The 19,970-nt window shown below is 74.4% G+C and carries 19 protein-coding genes and 1 pseudogene; 7 read left to right on the plus strand and 13 right to left on the minus strand.

The genetic code is table 11. From position 1 onward, the window contains the following. Window positions 1–15 precede the first annotated feature (15 nt). Together BLW86_RS07235 and BLW86_RS07240 are read right to left on the minus strand one after the other, a co-directional pair. Window positions 16–252, minus strand: coding sequence for a hypothetical protein (locus BLW86_RS07235; protein WP_093873250.1), 237 nt, complete (start codon window positions 250–252; stop codon window positions 16–18). A gap of 74 nt (window positions 253–326) precedes the next feature. Then, complete coding sequence (locus BLW86_RS07240) at window positions 327–2,288, minus strand: DUF5107 domain-containing protein (protein ID WP_093873251.1); 1,962 nt, start codon at window positions 2,286–2,288, stop codon at window positions 327–329. Between the two features lie 178 nt (window positions 2,289–2,466). Here BLW86_RS07240 and BLW86_RS07245 point away from each other — a divergent pair, with 178 nt between their 5' ends. Beyond that, window positions 2,467–2,799, plus strand: coding sequence for a DUF6204 family protein (locus BLW86_RS07245; RefSeq protein ID WP_093873252.1), 333 nt, complete (start codon window positions 2,467–2,469; stop codon window positions 2,797–2,799). Here the strand turns inward: BLW86_RS07245 and BLW86_RS42995 are convergent. After that, window positions 2,796–2,921 (minus strand): hypothetical protein, encoded by a 126-nt coding sequence (locus BLW86_RS42995; RefSeq protein ID WP_256341243.1) that lies wholly within the window; start codon window positions 2,919–2,921, stop codon window positions 2,796–2,798. The genes BLW86_RS07245 and BLW86_RS42995 overlap by 4 nt on opposite strands. Before the next feature lie 19 nt (window positions 2,922–2,940). On the opposite strand from BLW86_RS42995, the gene BLW86_RS41935 reads away from it, so the two are divergent. Together BLW86_RS41935 and BLW86_RS43000 are read left to right on the plus strand one after the other, a co-directional pair. Further along, window positions 2,941–3,102, plus strand: coding sequence for a hypothetical protein (locus BLW86_RS41935; RefSeq protein ID WP_177181587.1), 162 nt, complete (start codon window positions 2,941–2,943; stop codon window positions 3,100–3,102). Between the two features lie 81 nt (window positions 3,103–3,183). Then, a pseudogene (locus BLW86_RS43000) lies at window positions 3,184–3,456 on the plus strand (GNAT family N-acetyltransferase); the annotation flags it as partial. Between the two features lie 66 nt (window positions 3,457–3,522). Here the strand turns inward: BLW86_RS43000 and BLW86_RS07255 are convergent. From BLW86_RS07255 to BLW86_RS07265, 3 genes are all read right to left on the minus strand, one after another. After that, window positions 3,523–4,065, minus strand: a complete 543-nt coding sequence (locus tag BLW86_RS07255; protein WP_093873253.1) for a GNAT family N-acetyltransferase — start codon at window positions 4,063–4,065, stop codon at window positions 3,523–3,525. Window positions 4,066–4,304: 239 nt separating this feature from the next. After that, a complete protein-coding gene (locus BLW86_RS07260; protein WP_093873254.1) occupies window positions 4,305–4,655 on the minus strand; it encodes a hypothetical protein in 351 nt (116 codons plus the stop codon). After that, window positions 4,652–4,903: a lipopolysaccharide assembly protein LapA domain-containing protein gene (locus tag BLW86_RS07265; RefSeq protein WP_093873255.1), complete on the minus strand. Its 252-nt coding sequence runs from the start codon at window positions 4,901–4,903 to the stop codon at window positions 4,652–4,654. Before BLW86_RS07265 ends, BLW86_RS07260 begins: the two co-directional genes overlap by 4 nt. A 190-nt stretch (window positions 4,904–5,093) precedes the next feature. Between BLW86_RS07265 and BLW86_RS07270 the strand changes: the two genes are divergently transcribed. Together BLW86_RS07270 and BLW86_RS07275 are read left to right on the plus strand one after the other, a co-directional pair. After that, a complete protein-coding gene (locus BLW86_RS07270) occupies window positions 5,094–5,855 on the plus strand; it encodes a GntR family transcriptional regulator (protein ID WP_093873256.1) in 762 nt (253 codons plus the stop codon). Window positions 5,856–6,266: 411 nt separating this feature from the next. Then, window positions 6,267–7,355, plus strand: a complete 1,089-nt coding sequence (locus BLW86_RS07275) for an adenosine deaminase (protein WP_093873257.1) — start codon at window positions 6,267–6,269, stop codon at window positions 7,353–7,355. Window positions 7,356–7,374: 19 nt separating this feature from the next. Here BLW86_RS07275 and BLW86_RS07280 read toward each other — a convergent pair whose 3' ends face one another. Further along, window positions 7,375–9,150: a CocE/NonD family hydrolase gene (locus tag BLW86_RS07280; protein ID WP_093873258.1), complete on the minus strand. Its 1,776-nt coding sequence runs from the start codon at window positions 9,148–9,150 to the stop codon at window positions 7,375–7,377. 210 nt (window positions 9,151–9,360) lie between these two features. Here BLW86_RS07280 and BLW86_RS07285 point away from each other — a divergent pair, with 210 nt between their 5' ends. Next, window positions 9,361–10,014, plus strand: coding sequence for a GntR family transcriptional regulator (locus BLW86_RS07285; protein ID WP_093873259.1), 654 nt, complete (start codon window positions 9,361–9,363; stop codon window positions 10,012–10,014). 157 nt (window positions 10,015–10,171) lie between these two features. On the opposite strand, the gene BLW86_RS07290 is transcribed toward BLW86_RS07285, so the two are convergent. Genes BLW86_RS07290 through BLW86_RS07305 form a run of 4 tightly spaced genes read right to left on the minus strand, consistent with a single transcriptional unit; the run spans window position 10,172 to window position 15,319 of the window. Continuing rightward, window positions 10,172–11,119 carry a S66 peptidase family protein gene (locus BLW86_RS07290; protein WP_093873260.1) on the minus strand — a complete coding sequence of 316 codons (948 nt, stop codon included), beginning with the start codon at window positions 11,117–11,119 and terminating at the stop codon, window positions 10,172–10,174. Further along, window positions 11,116–13,137 carry a S9 family peptidase gene (locus tag BLW86_RS07295; RefSeq protein WP_177181588.1) on the minus strand — a complete coding sequence of 674 codons (2,022 nt, stop codon included), beginning with the start codon at window positions 13,135–13,137 and terminating at the stop codon, window positions 11,116–11,118. Before BLW86_RS07295 ends, BLW86_RS07290 begins: the two co-directional genes overlap by 4 nt. Window positions 13,138–13,158: 21 nt before the next feature. After that, the gene (locus BLW86_RS07300) at window positions 13,159–14,493 is read right to left on the minus strand and encodes a M20/M25/M40 family metallo-hydrolase (RefSeq protein ID WP_093873261.1); all 1,335 of its coding nucleotides are present in this window, start codon (window positions 14,491–14,493) and stop codon (window positions 13,159–13,161) included. Continuing rightward, entirely contained in the window at window positions 14,486–15,319 is an 834-nt protein-coding gene (locus tag BLW86_RS07305) for a M55 family metallopeptidase (protein ID WP_093873262.1), read from the minus strand. The genes BLW86_RS07300 and BLW86_RS07305 overlap by 8 nt, the downstream gene beginning before the upstream one ends. Before the next feature lie 379 nt (window positions 15,320–15,698). Between BLW86_RS07305 and BLW86_RS07310 the strand changes: the two genes are divergently transcribed. Continuing rightward, on the plus strand, window positions 15,699–16,901 hold the full coding sequence (locus BLW86_RS07310) for a hypothetical protein (RefSeq protein WP_093873263.1): 1,203 nt from the start codon (window positions 15,699–15,701) through the stop codon (window positions 16,899–16,901). Here BLW86_RS07310 and BLW86_RS43995 read toward each other — a convergent pair. Beyond that, window positions 16,898–17,203 (minus strand): Rossmann-fold NAD(P)-binding domain-containing protein, encoded by a 306-nt coding sequence (locus BLW86_RS43995; protein ID WP_371129457.1) that lies wholly within the window; start codon window positions 17,201–17,203, stop codon window positions 16,898–16,900. The genes BLW86_RS07310 and BLW86_RS43995 overlap by 4 nt on opposite strands. 100 nt (window positions 17,204–17,303) lie before the next feature. Next, window positions 17,304–19,778, minus strand: coding sequence for an MFS transporter (locus tag BLW86_RS07320; RefSeq protein ID WP_371129458.1), 2,475 nt, complete (start codon window positions 19,776–19,778; stop codon window positions 17,304–17,306). Window positions 19,779–19,970 lie beyond the last annotated feature (192 nt).

A 19,970-nucleotide genomic window follows, 5' to 3' on the forward strand; every position in this document is an offset into this window, starting at 1 on the left:
CGGAACCGGACCGCCTCAGTCCCGGAAGAAGTCGTGGAATCCGAGGCAGTCCGGGTCCTGGAAGGGGCAGTTCGGATGCGGGGTGCGGTCCGGTTCCGGCCGGGCAGGCTCGGGATCCGCGGAGCCGGCCGCCGACGGCGGCAGCTCGAACCCGCCGCACAGGCAGGTGCCGCAGGCGCCGGAGAACCGGGGCTCGGCATGGCGGAAGCGCGGGTGGCCGCACCGGCACTCGGCCGTCGCCCAAGACGCCATCCCCGGACCCCCGCCCCTCCGTGCCGTCGTCACACGGCCCATGGTCCACGGTACCGCCGCTCGGCGCCCGCCCGTCAGCTCGGGCGCATCCTGAACTCGTAGGCGTCCGGCAGGGGTTCGTCGGTGAGCTCCGCCCACAGCTCGCCCAGGATCTCGGCACCCTCGCGCAGATCGGCGACCTCGAAGCCCGCGTCGAAGACGGCGCGGGCTTCGCCCTTCCTGCCCTCGGCGAGCAGGATCCGCGCCTCCAGGAGCCGGAACGCACCCCGCCCCCGGACCTCCTCCGGGAGGCTCGCCCACAACTCCCCCGCCGTGCCGGTCCGCCCGGCGGCGAGCAGGGCGACGATCGCCTCGCGCCCCAGGGCGGCGACCACCGCGACGTCTTCGGCGCCGTCCGTCTCCGCGTGGTCGGCGAAGGCCTCCGCGAACCGCTCGGCGGCCCGCCGCGGGTGCCCGTCCTCCTGGTCGGCGACGGCCAGGCAGTACAGCAGGGGCCAGCGCGCCTCGGCCCGGTGGAGTCCGCGCTCCCAGCTCCGTACCGCCTGGGCGCGGTCTCCCGCGTGCCACTGGGCGATGCCGAGGTGGTACTCGGTGGACGGGTCGGCGGGGGCGGTCTCCAGCATGTCCCGCCAGGGGGCGGCGACCAGCGGCGCACCGGGTCCCGCGCCCTTCGCCGGGGGCGGCAGGACACCGGTGCGCAGGAGCTCCCGCCAGGGTTCCTGGTCCGGGCCGAGGGTCGACTCGGGGAAGGGCGTACCGGGCAACGCGTGTCCCCCGCGCAGGACTTCGAGGGCTCCCCAGCCGGAGCCGGCCGCGAGGACGGTCTCCGGTTCGGCGTCCGCGGCGCCCTCCCGCCAGGCGGTGTACGCCGCGTCGACGGCGGCGCGGGGCAGCGCCGCCGCCAGCTTCGCCTCGACGTCGGCGCGGGCGGCGGCCCAGTCGTCGCCGAGGGCCGCGGCGGGGTCGGCGGCGAGCGGCCCGTACGCCTCCAGCCAGCTGAACTCGGCGCCGCCCGTGAGCTCCAGGTGTTCCAGCTGGGTGCGGGCGAGCCCGGCCTGCACCTCGGCGTAGCCGGGGGTTCCGGGCTCGGTCAGCCACTCCTGCCAGCGTCGGCCGCCGCGCTCGGTCCCCCACAGGAAGAGCTTGCGGCCGCGCAGCGCGTCGGTGGAGGTCTGGACGAGTCCGTGGCCGTCCGCGTCGAGGGCGGCGATCCAGCGGCGCTGCCCCTCGGGCAGGTCGTAGAAGTAGTCCGCGGCGTGGGCGCCGTTCAGCGGGTACGAGCGGTCGGTGCCGTCCTCGGCGACGGGTACGGGCAGGCGGTCCAGGCCGCGTTCGTAGCCGTGGTGCCAGGCCGCGTCGGCGGGCACGAGGACCCTGCGCTCCTCGGGGACGGCGGTGTTGGACCACCAGTAGGCGGGGACGGTCCGCTCGTGGGGGTTGCGGACGCGGACGCCGACGTACAGGAAGTCGGAGTCCTCGGGGAGCCACAGGTCGACCTGGAAGGGCAGGTCGCGCAGGCGCTCCCACTCCCACAGGCGGAGCATCGGGCCGCCGTCGGGGGCGCGGACGACGGCCGCGTGGAGGGGCGAGCAGGAGAGGGTGGTGTGACCGGTGGCCCCGATGTTCCACTCGATGCCGCCGGAGAACCAGGCGCCGTTGAGGGCGAAGGCGGCGGGCTGGAGGACGGGGTTGCGGTAGAGGAGTTCACGTCCGGTGGGCTTGTGGTGCAGGGAGTGGACGCGGCCGCCGAGGCCGGGCAGCACGGTCACCCGGAGCCGGTCGTTCTCGATCACGATCGTGTCGAGGTCCGCGGGCGTGCGCTCGCGGCCGTAGCCGTCGCGCACGGGGGCCGGGAGCAGGCTGCGCAGGGGCGCCCGTCCGATGCCCCGGGCCATGTCGCGCGGGAGCTCCGCGAGGGTCCGCGCGTCGACCGCGTGGGCCCCGGCGCCGGCGGGGGCCCGCAGTGCGGGAAGGGGGTTGTCCGGGCCCAACGGGGCCGCGGGCAGCGTCAGTACGGCACGTCGTACGGTCGTCATCGATCCATGGAACACGGCAGATCCGGTCCTGACCAGGGGTTCTCCGCGTCAGGCTTCGGCAAAGCCGCCGGGGCGGGGCGCCCGGATATTCCCGGCGGCGGCGGTGCCCGCCGCCGTAGTGTGGAGGGTCGGCCCGCCACCGTGGCGGCCGTGGACCAGGGCACAGGGAGTACGAGGAATGGGCACGCAGCACACCTACCGGGTCATCGTGCGCGGCACGTTCGACGGTCTGTCGGAGGAGAGCCGGTCCCGGCTGCTCGCCGAGGTGGACGCGCACGGGCTGACGGCGATGCAGTTCACGGAGGAGGGCTCGCTGGCCTACGACCGGACGCTGAAGCACTTCTCGTACCGCCTGGTCGTCGTCTCGGACGCCGAGGACGGAGACGAGATGGCGGGCGCGATCGCGGAGGACCGGGTGGAGAAGGCGCTCGGCGAGCTGGGACACGGGTACAAGGCGCTGCGCTCGACGGTGACGGACCTCGACACGATGAAGATCAACCGGAAGCGCTAGGTGTGCGACTGCCGCAGCCCGATGACGAGGCTGGCCGCGCCGCCCACCTTCCAGGAGAGGAAGCTGCGATCTTTGCCCAGGCGGACGAGCTCAACGCCCACATCGCTCGGTTCCTCGAACACTACGGGTAGGCTCGTAGGTATGGGAATTGACTGGGAGAACATACTCGGCGCAAGCGGTAACGGCCTCGACGATGCCTACGACAGCGCGGTCTCCGCGGTCATCTACAGCGATGACCCGGGGGAGGACCGTCGGCCACTCCCAATCGGCGAAGAGCACGACGACACAGACGGCTTGCGCTGAACTGGCGAAACGCCCCGGCAAGCCGCGGCGTTTCGCCATCAGGTCAGGGGTCGGTCAAGAGGCGGCCGAGCTCAACTCTGCGGCTCGATCGCCGCCTTCACCGAACTCGTCATCCCCGGCGACGGCACAGGTGACGGCCAGCACTACGGCACGGGGGTGCTGCCCGAGCACCGAGGTCACGGCCTCGGCCGATGGATGAAGGCCGAGTCGACCCGACAGGCCCACAGGGACTATCCGGACCTCGGTGACCTCCTGACCGACACCGCCGACAGCAACGCGCACATGCGACGGGTCAACGACGGTCTCGGCTACACACCCACGCACACGACACACCAGTATCAGCTCGACCTTTAGCAGAGAGCGGACGGGCCGGACCGGGACATCACCCCGCCCGGCCTGTCCGTGCTTTCGATACACGCCCTAGTCGGATGCCGTGATGGCCCAGCGTTCGTGGTCGCGCCAGGCTCCGTCGATGTGCAGCATCGCGGGCGAGAAGCCCTCCAGGCGGAAGCCGGCGCGGCGGACGAGGGCACGGGAGGCGGTGTTGCCGGGCTGGATGTTCGCCTCCAGCCGGTGCAGCTCCAGGGGGCCGAAGGCGTGCTCCAGGACCAGCCCGAGGGCCTCGGTGAGGAGTCCGCGTCCGGCGGCGTGCGCGAAGGCGCCGTACCCGAGGGCGCCGCTGCGGAACGCGCCGCGGACGATGTTGTTGATGTTGACGAAGCCGGCGATCCCGCCGCCGTCGGCGCGCTCGCAGACCAGGAAGCCCGCGCGCGCCGGGTCCTCGATCAGAACGCCCGCGTAGGCGGCGTACGCCTCGGCCGTGCACGGCGGGAAGAGCCAGGGACGGTGGAGCTCCCGGCTCTCGCGGGCGCGGGCGGTGAACTCCTCGGCGTCGGCGAGGGAGAAGGGACGCAGGCCCACGCGGGGCCCGACGGCGAGGTAGGCGGTGGGCTCGTCGGACATGCGGCCAGGCTATGCGGGCCGGGGACGGGGGGCACGGGCTTTCGGCCGCGGGCGGCGGCGGGGTGCGGGCTCTCGGCGGCGGGGTGCGGGCTCTCGGCGGCGGCCGACGGGCAGCGGCGGGCGGGCTTTCGGCGGCGGGCACGGGGCCGGCGGAACACAGGCCCTACAGCGGCGGGCGCGGGCGGCGGCAGGGCAGAGCCCTTCGGCAGCGGGCGCGGCTCCGGCGGAACACGGGCCCTTCAGCGGCGGGCGTCGCGGACGCGGGGTGGGCAGGTCTCGCCCTTGCGTACCACTCCGATCATGACGGTGGTCCGCCGGTCGAGGGCCGTGCCCACCGTCGGGTACTGGGTGCAGACCTCCCAGCACGGCGGCCAGAGCACCCGCCGGTCGCGGCCGCTCACGTCGTGGACGTCGAGGCGGGTCCGGCGGTCGAGGCGGGTGAAGACCTGCCACAGGCCCCGGCCCAGGAAGTCCGGCATCGGCCGTGCCCCGGCCTCGTCGCCGGGCGTGGCGGCACCCTCCGCCGAGGAGGCGGCGACGGCCGCGAGCGCCAGGACCGCGCCGACGCCGACGACGGCGGCCCGCCTCACTTCCGCCTCCGGGCGGCGAAGTAGGCGCCGCAGCCCGCACCGAGGAGGGCGGTGGCGAGCAGCGCCACGTAGAGCGGCAGGGTGACCTCGGGGACCAGCAGGCGGATCCTGACCTCGCGGGTGTTCTCGAAGATGAAGACCAGGGTGAGGACCGCGACCGCGACCATCGCGATCCGCCCCGGGGTGAGGGCTCCGGCCCAGCGGGACTTGCCCCCGCCCGCTGCCCGTGGCGTCCACTTGGGACTCATGCCCGGCCCCTCTCCTCCGTCGTGCCGCGTCGGTCGTACCCGGCCACGGCCGTGGGACCAGAATGGGACGCGCGGCGCCTCCCCGTGACGGCGAGCAGAGCCGTACGGGTGACTTGTCAGACAACGCGGGCCGACTACCGTGGTGCGAAGACCGGCGGAGAGCGCGCCGGTGACGAGACGAGGAGGGGCCGTGGCGGTCAGCGGACAGCGGCGGCGACCGGTCGTGGCGCTCTACGAGCGGATCGCGGACGCCGTCCACGACGGCACCTACCCGCCGGGCTCCACGCTCCCCTCCGAGCCGAAGCTCGCCGCCGAGCTGGGCGTCAGCCGGCCGGCCCTGCGCGAGGCGCTGCTGCTGCTCCAGGAGGACGGCGTCCTCACGGTGCGGCGCGGGGTGGGCCGTACCGTCAACGACCGTCCGCCCCGGCGCGGCTTCGAGCACGTCCAGCCCCTGGAGGAGCTGATCGGCGCGGGCGCCCCCCTGCGGGTGCGGGCGCTGCTCAGGACCGTCGAGGAGCCGACCGACTTCACCACCCAGCACCTGCTCGCGCCCGCCCGCGCCGAGCTGCGGTTCTGGGAGTCCGTACTGGGCGGGGAGGGCACGGCGGCGGCGCTGAGCCACGAGTGGGCGGCGCCCGACGAGCTGCTCGACCGCGTGCACCCGGAGTTCGCGCGGGCCCTGCGGGCGGCGGAGGCCGAGACGGGGGCCGGCGGCGCGGTCTCGATGCTGGCGGTGCTGGTGGGGGCGTCTCGGGAGACGGCCCTGAGCGCGCACAGCGGGATCACGGCGACGCTGCTCGGGCGGCGGCGCGGGGAGCAGCTGGGGCGCCCGGCGGACACCCCCGCCGTCCTGGTCACCCAGGTGGTGCGGGTCGGCGAGACCCCGGTCCTGGCGGCCAAGCACATGCTCCCGACGGGCACGCCCGCGCTGCCGGTGCTGCAGTCGTACTGAGTGGGGGCGGGAGCCCGCCCGAGCTCCGGCCACGAAGACGCCTCCGCACGCCGGAGCCCGACCACGGGCCGCGAGGGGCCTCCGCGCGCCGGGGTTCAGGCCGTGAGCCACGAGGGCGCCTCCGCGCCCACGGCCCGGGGGCCGGGGGCCGGGGGCCGGGGGCCGGGGGCCGGGGGCCGGGGGCCGGGGGCCGGGGGCCGGGGGCCGGGGGCCTGTCGTCCAGGGCCCGGTCCGTGAACCGTGCGGGCGCCTCCGCCCGCCGAAGCCCCGGGTCCCGGGCCCACAGACCCCCGAGCCACAGGCCGCGAGGGTGCCCCCTCGCGCCCGCACCGGGGCGGAGTCCCCGGCCCGCCGGCCGCCCGTCGGGCCCGTCACAGCGCCCCGCGCGCCCTTGGCGTACACTTCCCCGCCATGCACTTGTCTGACAACTCTGCCACGCCTGCCGCCGCCACCGTCTCCGAGTGGATCCGCCGGGCCCCCAAGGCCGTCCTCCACGACCACCTCGACGGCGGGCTGCGCCCCGCGACCATCGTCGAGCTGGCGCGGGAGTGCGGCTACACCGCGCTGCCGACCGAGGACCCGGCCGAGCTCGCGGTCTGGTTCCGGGACGCCGCCGACTCCGGTTCGCTGGAGCGCTACCTGGAGACCTTCGCCCACACCTGCGCGGTCATGCAGACCCGCGAGGCGCTCGTGCGCATCGCGGCCGAGTGCGCCGAGGACCTGGCGGCGGACGGCGTCGTCTACGCCGAGATCCGTTACGCCCCCGAGCAGCACCTGGAGGGCGGCCTCACCCTCGACGAGGTCGTCGAGGCGGTGAACGACGGCTTCCGCGAGGGCGAGCGCCGCACCGGCGGCCGGATCACGGTCCGCACCCTCCTCACCGGCATGCGCCACACCGACCGCTCCCTGGAGATCGCGGAGCTCACGGTCGCGCACCGGGACAACGGCGTGGCGGGCTTCGACATAGCCGGCGGCGAGATCGGCAACCCGCCGGCCCGCCACCTCGCCGCCTTCCAGCACCTGAAGCGGGAGAACTGCCACTACACGATCCACGCCGGCGAGGCCGTCGGCGCGGAGTCGATCCACGAGGCCGTGCAGGTCTGCGGCACCGAGCGGATCGGCCACGGCGTGCGGATCACGGACGACATCGCCGAGGACGGCACGCTGGGCCGGCTCGCCTCGTACGTCCGGGACAACCGCATCGCCCTGGAGGTCTGCCCGACCTCCAACCTCCAGACGGGCGCCGCGAAGGACTACGCCTCGCACCCGATCGACGAGCTGCGCCGGCTCGGCTTCCGGATCACGCTCAACACCGACAACCGGCTGGTCTCCGGCACCACCATGAGCGAGGAGTTCCAGCACATGGTGGACGCGTTCGGGTACGGCCCCGAGGTCTTCGAGGAGTTCACGGTCGCCGCCCTGGAGGCCGCCTTCCTGCCGCTGCCGGAGCGGCAGCGGCTGATCGACGAGGTCGTCCGCCCGGGGTACGCGGCGCTGTAGGCCCGTGGGCCCGTAGGCCTCAGCCGACCCTTCCCCCGCCCACCAGGGGAAGGGAGAGCGTCCCCGTGGACTCGGGGTCGCTGACGACGGTCACCGGCTTGACGCCCCGGTTGCCGGAGTACGCGGTGTCGCTCGCGGCGACGACGAACTCCAGCCGGTGGCCCGTCTCGTACCGGTGGACGATGCCCGGCAGCTCGACGGTGAAGGGGCGGGTGACGTCCGGTACGCGCACCGGCGCGACCAGCCGGTTGACCAGGGTCTTCGTCCCGTCGGGCGCGACGTCGTAGAGCTTGGCGAAGAGGACGAGCTTGTCGGCGGCGTCGCCCGAGTCCTGGACGCGTTCGGTCGCCGGGGACACGACCCGGAGGGTCGCCCTCGGCGCGCCGACGAGGTCCACGGGCGCGGTGAGCGGGGCGCTGGTCCAGCCGAGGTAGGTGCCCGGGGTGTCGTACGGCCGGGGGTCGGGGAGTCCGATCATCCCGGCGAGCGAGGATTCGGAGTGGCTGGTGGGGACCAGCCAGTTGCCGTACTGCCGGGAGCCGCGGGCGACCTTCGTACGGTTGTCGACGAGCTTGCCGTCGCCGGAGAGGTACAGCTTCTGGCTGAGCGCCGGGACCCGGTCCGCGGTGCCGTAAGCGCTCTGCCCCTCGCGGTACCAGGCGAAGGCGGGGCCGGTGTCCGCGGCCGCGTTCTTCCGGAGGTGGCGGTCGAACCAGGCGAGGACGCGCTGTCCGACGTAACTCCCCTCCGGGTCGCCGAGGTCGAGTTCGCCCGGCTTCTGTCCGCCGCTGTGGCCCCAGGACTGCCAGATCATCCGGGTGTCGACGCCCCGCTCGCGCAGCCGGTCGTAGGTGGCGCGCGCCTCGTTGAGGTTGAACAGGCTGTCGGACTGGCCCTGGACGATCAGGGTGGGGGCGGTGATCCGGTCCAGGTAGGAGACCGGTGAGACGCTGCGGGCGTACGTGAGCATCTTCTCGGTCTCGGCGGCCGGGTAGCGGCCGGAGTTGAGGAGCCTCACGGTGTCGCAGGCGTCGGTGACGAAGTGCAGACAGCCGAGGGAGTTGATCCGGCTGGGGTCGAGGGACGGGGAGAGGAGGGGCTGGCCCTCGCCGATGAGGTAGAAGCCGTTGGCCCACTGCCATTTGAAGACGCCGGGGGTGGCCCGGTCGGCGGCGTTGGGGGCGAGCGAGTACGCGAGGTCGTTCCAGGTGATGAGGGGGACGAGGGCGTCGATGCGGGGATCGACGGAGGCGGCCGCGAGTTGGACGGCCCCGCCGTAGGAGCCGCCGATCATGCCGACGCGCGGGTCTCCCGCGCCGTCCCGGGTGACGAAGTCGACGCGGGTGCCGTCGTCGGCGGCCCGGCTGCCGGCGAGGAAGTCGACGAGGCGGGCGGCGGCCCGGCCGTCGGTCTCCGGGGCGTCGAGGGAGATCAGGCAGCCGGACTTCCCGAAGCCGAGGCCCGAGTAGACGAGGCCGACGTAGCCGCGCTCGGCGAAGGCCTTGCCGATCGCGGCGGTGGAGCCGTCGCTCTTGCTGCCGCCGAAGCCGTTGGTGGCGAGGACGGCGGGCGCGGGGTGGGCGGCGTCCGCACCGGCGGGCCGGTAGAGGTCGGCGTCGACCGCGCAACTCCGGCCGCCCGCCTCGACGGTGAACCGGAGCGGGGTGACGGTGTACGCGCCGGCCTCGGCCTCGGCGCCGCTCGCGGGCACGGCCAGGGCGAGCGGCGCGGCGAGCGCGGCCGCGCCGGCCACGAGCGCGAGGACCTTGCGGGATCGGGGCACGGCACGGGACACAGGGGACCTCCACGCTGAGGACGACACCGAGAGGCCCGGCACCTACCGACTGGTAGGTACCCGGGCAGCGCCCATGCTGTGACACGTGTCATAAGCCCGTCAACGCGCCGGACGAAGGTTGTTGACGGAGATTCAGTGAAGGCGACGCTCCCCGCGCGGGCGGCCGGGTCCGGCGGACCGCCGCCCGCCCTCCGATGGGAGAATGGCGGCATGACAGGCGCTGAGGAATTCCGACCCGAATCGGAGCGGGTGACGCGCGTCCTGCGCGACCAGATCATCGACGGGACCCGGGCCCCCGGCAGCAGGCTGGTGGAGCGCGAGATCGCGGCCGAGCTGGACGTGAGCCGGCTGCCCGTCCGCGACGCCCTGCGGGACCTGGTCGCGGAGGGCCTGGTGACACCCCGCCCGCGCACCTGGGCGGTGGTCCGCGAGTTCACGGCGTCCGACATCTCGGACCTCGGCGAGGTCAGGTCCGCCCTGGAGATCCTCGGCTTCCGGCTCGCCGCGCAGCGCCGCACCCGGGCGGGGCTCGCCAAGCTCCGCGCCGACCTCGACGCCGAGCTGGCGGCCGCGGCCAAGGGCGACGGGCAGGCCGCCCGGCGGGCGGCCGCCGACTTCCACGAGACCGTCACGGAGCTGGCCGACAACGCCCTGCTCAGCGAGCTCAACGCGACGCTGCGCAGCCGGATGCGCTGGCTGCTCGGGCAGCACGACGACTTCACCGTCGTCGCCGAGGAGCACGCGGAGCTGTACCGGGGGATCGAGGCGCGGGACGTGGAGCGCGTCGAGAAGCTGGCCCTGCGCCACCTGGAGACGAGCCGGGACGAGGCCGCCGCGCACCAGCGCAGGACGGCGTCGGAGTAGGAGCCCGGCGCGGGCGGGGGGTGCGGCAGGCCGCCCGACCGCCCGCGAGTGGCCAAACGGTGTACCGAGCGACGGTCAGCGCAGGGCGGGTGCGCCGTACCGGCGTGGCCTCCCCCTCAGCGCAGGGCGGGTGCGCCGTACCGGCGTGGCCTCCCCCTCAGCGCAGGGCCGGTGCGTCCAGGGTGAGCGTGCCCGTGTCCGCGTCGAGTACGGCGGGTATGCCGAGCGGCATGGTCAGCGCGGTGGTGCTGTGCCCGAAGCCCATCTCCTCCACGACCGGCACCCCGAGCCCGCCGAGCCGGTCGGCGAGCACCGCCCGCACCTCCTCGTACGGACCGCACTCTTCCCAGGAGCCGAGGCCGATGCCCGCGACCCCGTCGAGCCGACCGGAGCGCAGCAGTTGGGTGAGGATGCGGTCGAGGCGGTACGGCTCCTCCCCCACGTCCTCCAGGAGCAGCAGCCCGCCGCGCGCCGAGGGACGCCCGTGCGGGGTGCCGAGGTCGGCGGCGAGGAGGCTGGCGCAGCCGCCGAGCGTCACGCCCCGGGCCCGGCCCGGCACCAGGGGCCGCGCCGTCTCCAGGCCGAGGGTCCGGACGGTCTCGGGCTCGAAGAGCGTGGCCCGCAGCGACTCCCGGGTGCGCGGGTCCGACAGGAACGTGCCGGCGGCGACCATCGGTCCGTGCAGGGTGGCGAAGCCCGCTCGGACGGCGAAGGCCTCGTGCAGGGCGGTGACGTCGCTGTAGCCGACGAACGCCTTGGGCCCCGCCGCCCGTATCGCCGTCCAGTCGACCAGGTCCACCATGCGTTGGGCCCCGAACCCGCCGCGCGCGCAGAGCACGGCGGAGACCGACGGGTCGCACCAGGCCTCGGTCAGATCGCGGGCGCGCGCCCGGTCCGCCCCCGCGAGGTGGCCGAGCGTGGGGTGGGCGTCCAGGACGTGCGGGGCGACCACCGGTTCCAGGCCCCAGCCGCGCAGGATGTCGAGCCCGGCCGTGAGCCGCTCCTCGGGGACGGGACCGCTGGGGGCGACGACGGCGACCCGGGCCCCGGGCCTGAGCCGCTCGGGCCGGGTCAGGGGTTCGACGGCGGAGGACGGGCCGGTCATGCGCGGTACTCCAGGTCAGGCACGTCCGTACGATCGATGCCGAAGGTCCTTGCGTACAGGGCGAGTTCGGCCTCCAGGGCCTGGGTCATGGTGTCGTCCCTGCGGAAGCCGTGCCCCTCCCCCTCGAAGGCGAGGTAGGCGTGCGGGACGCCCCGGCCGGCCGCGCGGGCGAGGAGGCGCTCGGCCTGCGCGGGCGGACAGATGACGTCGTCGAGGCCCTGGAGCAGCAGGAACGGGGCCGTGACGCGGTCGACGTGCTCGATCGGCGAGCGCTCCTTGTAGCGGGCGGGCACCTTGTCGAGCGGTCCGATCAGTCCGTGGAGGTACTGGGACTCGAAGTCGTGGGTCTCGTCGGTGGCCCAGCTCCACAGGTCCAGGACGGGGTAGATGATCGTGCCGCAGGCGTACACGTCGGTGGAGACGAGGGACGCGGCGCTGGTCCAGCCGCCCGCGCTGCCGCCGCGCACGGCGAGCCGGGCGGGGTCGGCGGTGCCCTCGGCGGCGAGGGCCGCCGCGACGGCCGCGCAGTCCTCGACGTCGACGACGCCCCACTGCTCGCGCAGCCGCTCCCGGTACTCCCGGCCGTATCCGGTCGAGCCGCCGTAGTCGACCTTGGCGACGCCGATGCCCCGCGAGGTGAAGTAGGCGGTCTCCAGGTCGAGGACGAGCGGTGTGCGGCCGGTGGGGCCGCCGTGGGCCCAGATCACATAGGGCGGCAGCTCGCCCTCGGGCCCGGTGAAGCCGGGGTGGCGCGGCGGGTGCACCTGGGCGTGGATCTCCCGCCCGCCGGGGCCGGTGAAGGTGCGGATCCGGGGCTCGGGGAGGTAGGCGGGGTCGACGGCGTCGGTGTGCGCGGCGCCGACCACACGGCTGCGGCCGGTGCGGGTGTCGAGCTCGACGAGCTCGGCGGAGCGGTGCGGGCCGGCGGCGACGCCGACCACCCGGGTGCCGTGGGCGGCGAGGGTCGCGGCCCACTCGGTGCGGGATCCGCCGGCGTCGACGAGGGCGCGGCGTTCGGGGTCGAGGATCCCGAGGGTGGTGGTCCCCCTGCCGTGGACGACGGCGATCAGGCCGTTCTCCAGGGGGGTGAACCAGCGGAGTCCGATCTGCCAGAGCGGGCCGCCGAACTCCTCGGCGCGGGGACAGAGCGCCTCCGGTTCGGCGAGGCGGCCGTCGGCGTCGACCTCGGCGCGGTAGAGGTTCCACCAGCCGGTGCGGTCGCTGACGAGGAGCAGTCGGCCGGCCGCGTCCCAGTCGACCTGCGGGATCGACTCGGCGGCCGAGCCGGCGACGGTCCTGGCCTCCCGGAAGGTGCCGTCGGGGGTGACCTCGGCGAGCTGGACCTCGGTGCCGTCCCAGGGCATCCGGGGGTGGTCCCAGGCGATCCAGGCCGCCCGGCGGCCGTCCGGGGAGAGCCGGGGTCCGGTGACGAACCGGTGGCGCCCGTCGGAGAGTTCCCGGACGGCGGCACGGTCCTCGGCGGCCGAGCCGTCGAGGGGCACGGCGACGAGGACGCGGCGCACGTCGGTGGGGGCGGGGCCGGTGAACTCCTCCAGGACGCACCACACCTCGCCCCGGTCCGGGCGGATGACCGGGTCCACCCACCGCAGTCCGCCGCCGACGGAGGAGAGCGGGGTCAGCGGTCGCGGCTCCGTGGCGGGCTCGGCGTCGGGTTCGTACGCGTAGAGCCGCTGGTCGGGGAAGTGGCAGAACACGGCGAGCGGTCCGCCCGCCGGGCGCGCGATGGCAGCCCAGGGCTGCCCGCCGTACTCGATCACCCTGCTGCGGACGTTCCACGGGGCGGGCAGCAGGCTCTGCTCGGTGCCGTCGGCGCGCCGCCTGACGAGGGCGCGCCGGCCGCCCTCGGCGGGGCGGGGCGCGGTCCACCAGAGCTCGTCGCCGACGGCACCGAGGTACTCGGGCCGCCCGTCGTGGGCGGCGGCGAGCGCGGCGTCGACGGGCGACGGCCAGCTGCCGTACCCGGCCGTGGTCATGGCCATCTCGTCTCCCCCTGTCATGGGACTGGTCCCCCCTCTGTCCTACGCGGACTTCAGATAGTGGTCGAGCACACGGACGCCGAAGTGCAGGGCGTCCACCGGGACGCGCTCGTCGACGCCGTGGAAGAGCGCTCCGTAGTCGAGGTCCGGGGGCAGCCGGAGCGGCGAGAAGCCGTAGCCGGTGATGCCGAGCCGCGAGAACTGCTTGGCGTCCGTGCCGCCGGACATGGTGAACGGCAGGACGTGCCCGGCCGGGTCGAAGCACTCGACGGCGGCCCGGAGCTTGGCGAAGGTAGGGGAGTCGACCGGGGCCTCCAGGGGCACCTCGCGGTGGTGGAACTCCCACTCCACGCCGGGTCCGGTGAGCAGGTCCATGGTCGCGGCGAACTCCTCCTCGCCGCCCGGCAGCATCCGCCCGTCGACGTAGGCCACGGCCTGGCCCGGGATGACGTTGACCTTGTAACCGGCCTCCAGCATCGTCGGGTTGGCGCTGTTGCGGACGGTCGACTCGACGAGGGCTGCGGCGGGGCCGAGCTTGTCGAGGAGGAGGTCGACGTCGAGGTCGGGGGCGCTCGTGTCGACGTCGATGGCGTACAGCGCGGCGAGTTCGGTGAGGGCGGCGCGGACGGTCGTGGTGAGGCGGACCGGCCAGGCGTGGGCGCCGATCCGGGCGACGGCCGCGGCGAGGCGGGTGACGGCGTTGGCCGTGTTCACCTTGGAGCCGTGGCCGGCCCGGCCGCGGGCGGTGAGCTTGAGCCAGGCGGTGCCCCGCTCCCCCGCCGCGATCGGGTAGAGGGTGGTGCCGGGCTGCGGGTGGAAGCTGAACGCCCCGGACTCGCTGATGCCCTCCGTGCAGCCCTCGAAGAGCGCCGCGTGCCGGTCGGCGAGGAAGTCGGAGCCGTCCTCGGCGCTGGCCTCCTCGTCGGCGGTGTAGGCGAGGACGACGTCGCGGCGGGGCCGGATGCCGTGGCGGGCCCAGGAGCGGACGACGGCCAGGACCATCGCGTCCATGTTCTTCATGTCGACGGCGCCGCGCCCCCAGACGACCCCGTCGCGCACCTCGCCGGAGAAGGGGTGAACGGCCCATTCGGCGGGGTCGGCGGGCACCACGTCCAGGTGGCCGTGGACGAGGAGCGCCTCGGCCGAGGGGTCGGTGCCGGGGATCCGCGCCACCACGTTGGTGCGGCCGGGGGTCCGCTCCAGGAGGGTGGGTTCGATCCCGGCGTCCGCGAGCCGCTCGGCGACGTACTCGGCGGCCGGCCGCTCGCGGCAGTCGCCGCCGCCCCGGTTGGTGGTGTCGATGCGGATGAGCTCGGAGGTGAAGGTGACCACCTCGTCGAGCGACGTCGTGTCCGGGCTCCGGACCTCCTCAGCCATACTGCTCCTCCACCGCGGCCGAGACGATGGTCGTGACCGCCTTGAACGTGCGAATTGCCTCGTACATCGTCTCGCTGGTGTACGCGACGCGCCGCTCGCCGCTCCGCGCCACGCCGGGAACCACCGTGGCGGCGGCGCCCAGGTGCTCGGCGTCGAACTCCAGCTCCACGGTGAACGGGCCGCCCCCGACCGGCTCGTACCGGACGGCGAGCGCGGCGGCGGTCTTCGCCGCGGCGCGGATGTCGGCGGCGGTCCTCGCCGGGGGGCGGCACACCGCCGCGTACCGCGAGACGTGGTCCTTGACGGCGACCTTGAGCGCCTCGGGCGCGTAGCCGAGGGCGTCCTCGCAGGTCAGGTCGTCCCCGGTGACGAGGACGACGGGCACGCCGTACTCCGCGACCACATGGGCGTTGAGCAGGCCCTCACTCGCCCGCTCGCCATTCAGCCAGACCCCGGTGATGGAGTTGGCGAGGTAGGTGTGCGCGAGGACGCCCTCGGTGCCGGCGCCGGTGTGGTAGCCGACGAAGGCGATGCCGTCGACGTCCCCGTGCTGCACGCCCTCGACCATCGAGAGGGACTTGTGCCGGCCGGTGAGCATCTCGGCCCGCTCGTCGAGCCGCTCCAGGAGCAGGTTCCGCATGGACCAGTGCGCCTCGTTGATGAGGACCTCGTCCGCGCCGCCGTCGAAGAAGCCGAGCACGGCGGCGTTCACGTCGGAGGTGAACATCGCGCGGCACCGCTCCCACTGCGGCGTGCCGGGCAGCACGTCGGCGGGCCAGGTCACACCGGTGGCGCCCTCCATGTCGGCGCTGATGAGGATCTTCATGCCTGGCACCGTACGCGCCGCCCGGCGGCCCTACCACCCCTGTGGATAACCTCCGTTGGAGTGGACCAATGACGTCCACCGGGCGGCGGTACGGATCACCCGGCCGGTTCCGGATACCCCCTGGGATCCTCCTCCTCGAACCTGCGTCGCGCAGGCGGTGGGCGTGGTCGGACAGGGAGGGTGCGAGCGTCGAGCGCTCGTGCGAGGCGCTCACCGCGCGGGGTGGAACTCGATTCCATGGATCATGGAGGCATGGTGTTCTGAGGACCGACCCGTGCACCACCCGATTGGCGGCCTTCGAATGGGACGAAACATCGTCAACGGGTGCGTATAGGCTGTCGGCCGCAGTTGTCGTTGTCGACCTTCCGGAGAGCTCTCGGTGACCATCGCCTTCACCCCGTCCGAATCCGCGCCCGTCGAGACCGAGCCCGTCGTGGTTCCCGAGCCCGCAGGGCCCGTCATGGCGGAGGAGCCGGAGTTCTGGGAGCCGTCGGACCCGGAGCCCGAGGAGGCCCGGGACGCGGACGGAGCCGTGGACGCGCACGGGGCCCCGGACGCCGACGACGCCGACGGCCACGGACCGGACCACGACCCCGTCGTCGTGCGTGACGCCCGGGACTTCGGGGTCTACGCACGGACCGGCGGCTGGGCCTTCGCGCTGAAGGTGGCCCGGAGCGTCCGGCCGGGCGGTCAGCCCGCCGAGGGGACGGCCCGGACGAAGGTCTCGGCGAAGGCCTTCGCGGAACTCGCCGGGTGCTCGCCCGAGCGGGTCATGCGCTACTACAAGGCCTGGGACATGGCGGCCGACGACGGTCTGGTCCCGCAGTTCGAGGTCCTGGTCCCGGGCGAGGACATCGAGCTGCCGGACGCGGACGTCTGGCTCTCGTACTACGCCTCCCGCAACAGCGCGTCCTCCGTGCGCGGTCAGGCGATCAGCGCGGCGGCCGAGGCGGAGGGCATCCGGCCGACGAAGGCCCTGGAGGTCGCGGAGAACCCGACGGCGCTGCGGGCTGCGATCCTCGCCGACCCCGGGACGGCCCAGGCCGCGCGCGGGGCGCTGCTGGACCGGATGAAGGAGGACCCGGCCCTCCAGACCGAGATGGCCCGCGCCATCGCCCGTACCGACGACCTGAAGAAGGCCGTGGCGAGCGAGGCGAAGGCGGCCGACCGCATCGGGTACGTGCGGCAGATCGTCGAGAAGGGCCAGATCAAGACCCCCGCCGGGCAGACCGTGGAGGCACCGGCCGAGATCCGGGCCGAGGCCGAGCGGCACCTGTCGCTCCTCGACGAGCTGGACGACTCGGAGGAGGCGGGCGAGTGGGCCGGCGAGGCCTACGACACGGTGAAGAACCTGGTCGCCAAGGCGGTCGAGGAGGATCCGGCGCTGCGCGTCCAGGAGCGGAGGACGAGGTTCTACAACAGCCTGCAGAAGGCGACGAAGGTCTTCGAGGAGCTGACGCTCGACGAGGTGATGGAGGAGGACATCTACGAGGCGGACATGCTCCAGCGCCTCGAAGCCCTCCAGGAGGCGATCGGCACCTGCATCAGCGCGCTGCGCAAGGCGACGACCGCCTCCTCCTAGGTGGCACCGCGGGGGCACCCGTCCTGGCCGCAGGCGCGCAGGGTGATGTTCTCGGCGGTCCTGCGGGCGATCCCGGCCGCCGTGTTCTCGCCCGGCAGGCAGGGCGTGCCCTGAGCGATCGGACCGAGACGGGTGCCGCCCGCTTCCCCGAACGTCGCCACGGTCCTGGCGGCCGCGTCGGCGTCGCCGCCGTGGTGGACGGCGACGAGCGCGCCGTCGGCCGCGCGCCGCGGGGCGACCGCCCGGCCGATGCCGCACGGTCCATCCGTCACCGGGGCCGTCCTGCCGGTCGGCGTCTTCATGGCCTGCTCCTCGTCCGGTGCCCGGTCCGCCGCGCCCCGGCGACAGAGCCACCGGGGCGGTGAGTGGTCATCGTGCGCTCACCGCCCGGCGCGGTGGTCCTCAGTCCTCGTGGCCGAGCTGGAGGTCGCGCTCGGTGCGGCCGCCGCCGGCCACCTGGAGGACGGTGGCGACGGGCGGGTACCCGGCGGCGATGACCGTGTACTCGCCGGAGGACAGGTCGACGAAGCGGAAGGTGCCGTCGGGCCCGGTGGTGAGGGTGTCGACGACGTTGCCCGCGGCGTCGAGGAGGGTGACCCGGGCGTCCTCCACGGGGCGCCCTCCCCCGGCCCGTACGGTGCCGCGCAGCACCGCGCCGCCGGCCAGTTCGATGTCCTGGCGGGTCTCGCGGGAGGCCTGGACGCTCACGGGGAGCGCGGCGGGCCGGAAGGCGGGGGCGCTGGCGGCGAGCGTGTACTCGCCCGCGACCAGTTCGCCGATGACGTAGCCGCCCTCGCGTCCGCTGCGGGTGGAGGCGACGACCTCGCCGCGCACGTCGGTGAGGGTGACGGCCGCGTCGCGTACGGGCGTGCCGTCGGCGGTGACGACGCTGCCCGCCAGCCGACCTGCGCCGCCGAGGACGACGTCGAGCTCCACCGGCCGGTCGCCGACGGTGACGGAGACGGCCTGCGGCTGGTGTCCGCCGGCCGCCGCGATCAGGACGTACGCGCCGCCGCCGGGGACGCTCAGGGCGTACCGGCCGTCCTCGCCGCTCGCGCCGCGGCCGACCTGCCGGCCCTGGACGTCGATGAGGGTGAGCGCGGCCCGGGGGACCCGGCTGCCGTCGTGGTGCTGGACGGTGCCGCAGACGGGCACTCCGGAGTGCGGAGGGGCGGCGGCGTGGACGGGGGCGGGGGCGGCTCGGCGGGCGTGCGGGACCGACTGGATGCCGTCGGTCTCGTCGGCGTGCGTGGCCTCGGTGAGGGGGCTGTGGTGGGACACCAGCGGTTTCTCCTTGAGGAAGAAGGCGAGGACGAGGCCGAGCGCGAGGACCGGCACGAGGTAGAGGAAGATCCGCGGCATCGCGTCCGCGTACGCCTGGATGTACGCGTCGCGCAGGGCGGCCGGCAGGGTGTGGACGGTCCCCGGGGTGATCGACTCGGCCGGCGGCAGCGGGGTGGAGCCGTCCTGGGCGAGGACGCCGGCGAGCCGGTCGCCGAGGGCGTCGTCGAGCCGGGAGGCGAAGAGGGTGCCGAAGACGGCGGCACCGACGCTGCCGCCGATCTGGCGGAAGTAGGTGTGGGCGCTGGTGGCGGTGCCGAGGTCGGCGGGGCGTACGGAGTTCTGCACGGCGAGCACGAGGACCGGCATGACGAGGCCGATGCCGGTGCCGAGGACGGCCTGCCAGAGGCTGTGCTGGAGGCGCGGGGTGTCGGTGTCCATGCGGGAGAGCAGCCACATGCCGAGGACGGAGACGGCCCCGCCGATCACCGGGTAGATCTTGTAGTGGCCGGTGCGGCTGATGAGCTGGCCGGAGACGACGGAGGCGATGACGATGCCGCCCATGAGGGGCAGCATCAGGAGGCCGGATTCGGTGGCGCTGGCGCCCTCGACCATCTGCAGGAAGCTGGGGAGGTAGCTGGCGGCGCCGAAGAGCGCGATGCCGACGACGGCGCCGACGAGGGCGGTGACGGTGAAGACGGAGTCGCGGAACAGCCGGAGCGGGATGAGCGGTTCGGGTGCGAAGTGCTCGACCACCAGGAAGAGCAGGGCCGTTCCGGCGGCTCCGCAGGCGAGGACGAGGATGACCCGGGAGTCCCAGGCGTACTCGGTGCCGCCCCAACTCGTCAGCAGGACCAGGCAGGTGGAGGCGGCGGCGAGGAGCAGCGCGCCGAGGACGTCGAAGCGCGCGCGTGCGGTGGGCTTCGGGAGCTTGAGGACGGCGGCGACGACGGCGAGGGTGACGAGCCCGAAGGGCACGTTGAAGTAGAAGCACCAGCGCCAGGAGACGTGGTCGGTGAAGAAGCCGCCGAGCAGCGGTCCCGCGACGGAGGCGAGGCCGAAGGCGGCGCCGATGAGCCCCATGTAGCGGCCGCGTTCCCGGGCCGGGACGATGTCGGCGATGATCGCCTGGACGCCGATCATGAGGCCGCCGGCGCCGATGCCCTGGATCGCGCGGAAGGCGATGAGCTGGTCCATCGTGCGGGACCAGCCGGCGAGGCCGGAGCCGATGACGAAGACGACGATCGCGAAGAGGAAGACGCCCTTGCGGCCGAGGAGGTCGCCGAGCTTTCCGTAGACCGGCAGGCCGATGGTGGAGGTCAGCAGGTAGGCGGTGATCGCCCAGGACATCCGGTCCAGGCCGTGGAGCTCGCCGACGATCTTCGGCAGGGCGGTGGCGACGATCATCTGCTCCAGCGCGGCGAGGAGCAGCGCGAGCATGAGGCCGCAGAAGACGAGCCGGACGCGGCGGGGGTCGAGGCCGGCGGGTCCCGGGCCGGGCGGTGGCGCGGGGTCGGTGGGCAGGCCGTCCGGGACGAGCGGTTCCGCGTCCCCCGCAGCACCCTCGGCGCCCTTCACGATCGTGATCGCACCCACGTGTCTGCTCCCCTCGTCACGGCGTCTGCGCCGCGCCATTCTTCGCATTGCGCGCGAAGGGGGAGCAAGTCGGGCGGTACGGGAGGGCGGTGGCGGCGCCGGGGGTGAACGTCCCTGCACCACGGCGCACTTGGGTCGCTCATCAGCGCGTTTACGAGAAGGCCCGCGCCCCCCGGCGCACGGAGGGCCGGT

It is taken from the genome of Streptomyces sp. TLI_105 (assembly GCF_900105415.1).
In the GTDB taxonomy this organism is placed as follows: Bacteria; Actinomycetota; Actinomycetes; order Streptomycetales; family Streptomycetaceae; genus Streptomyces.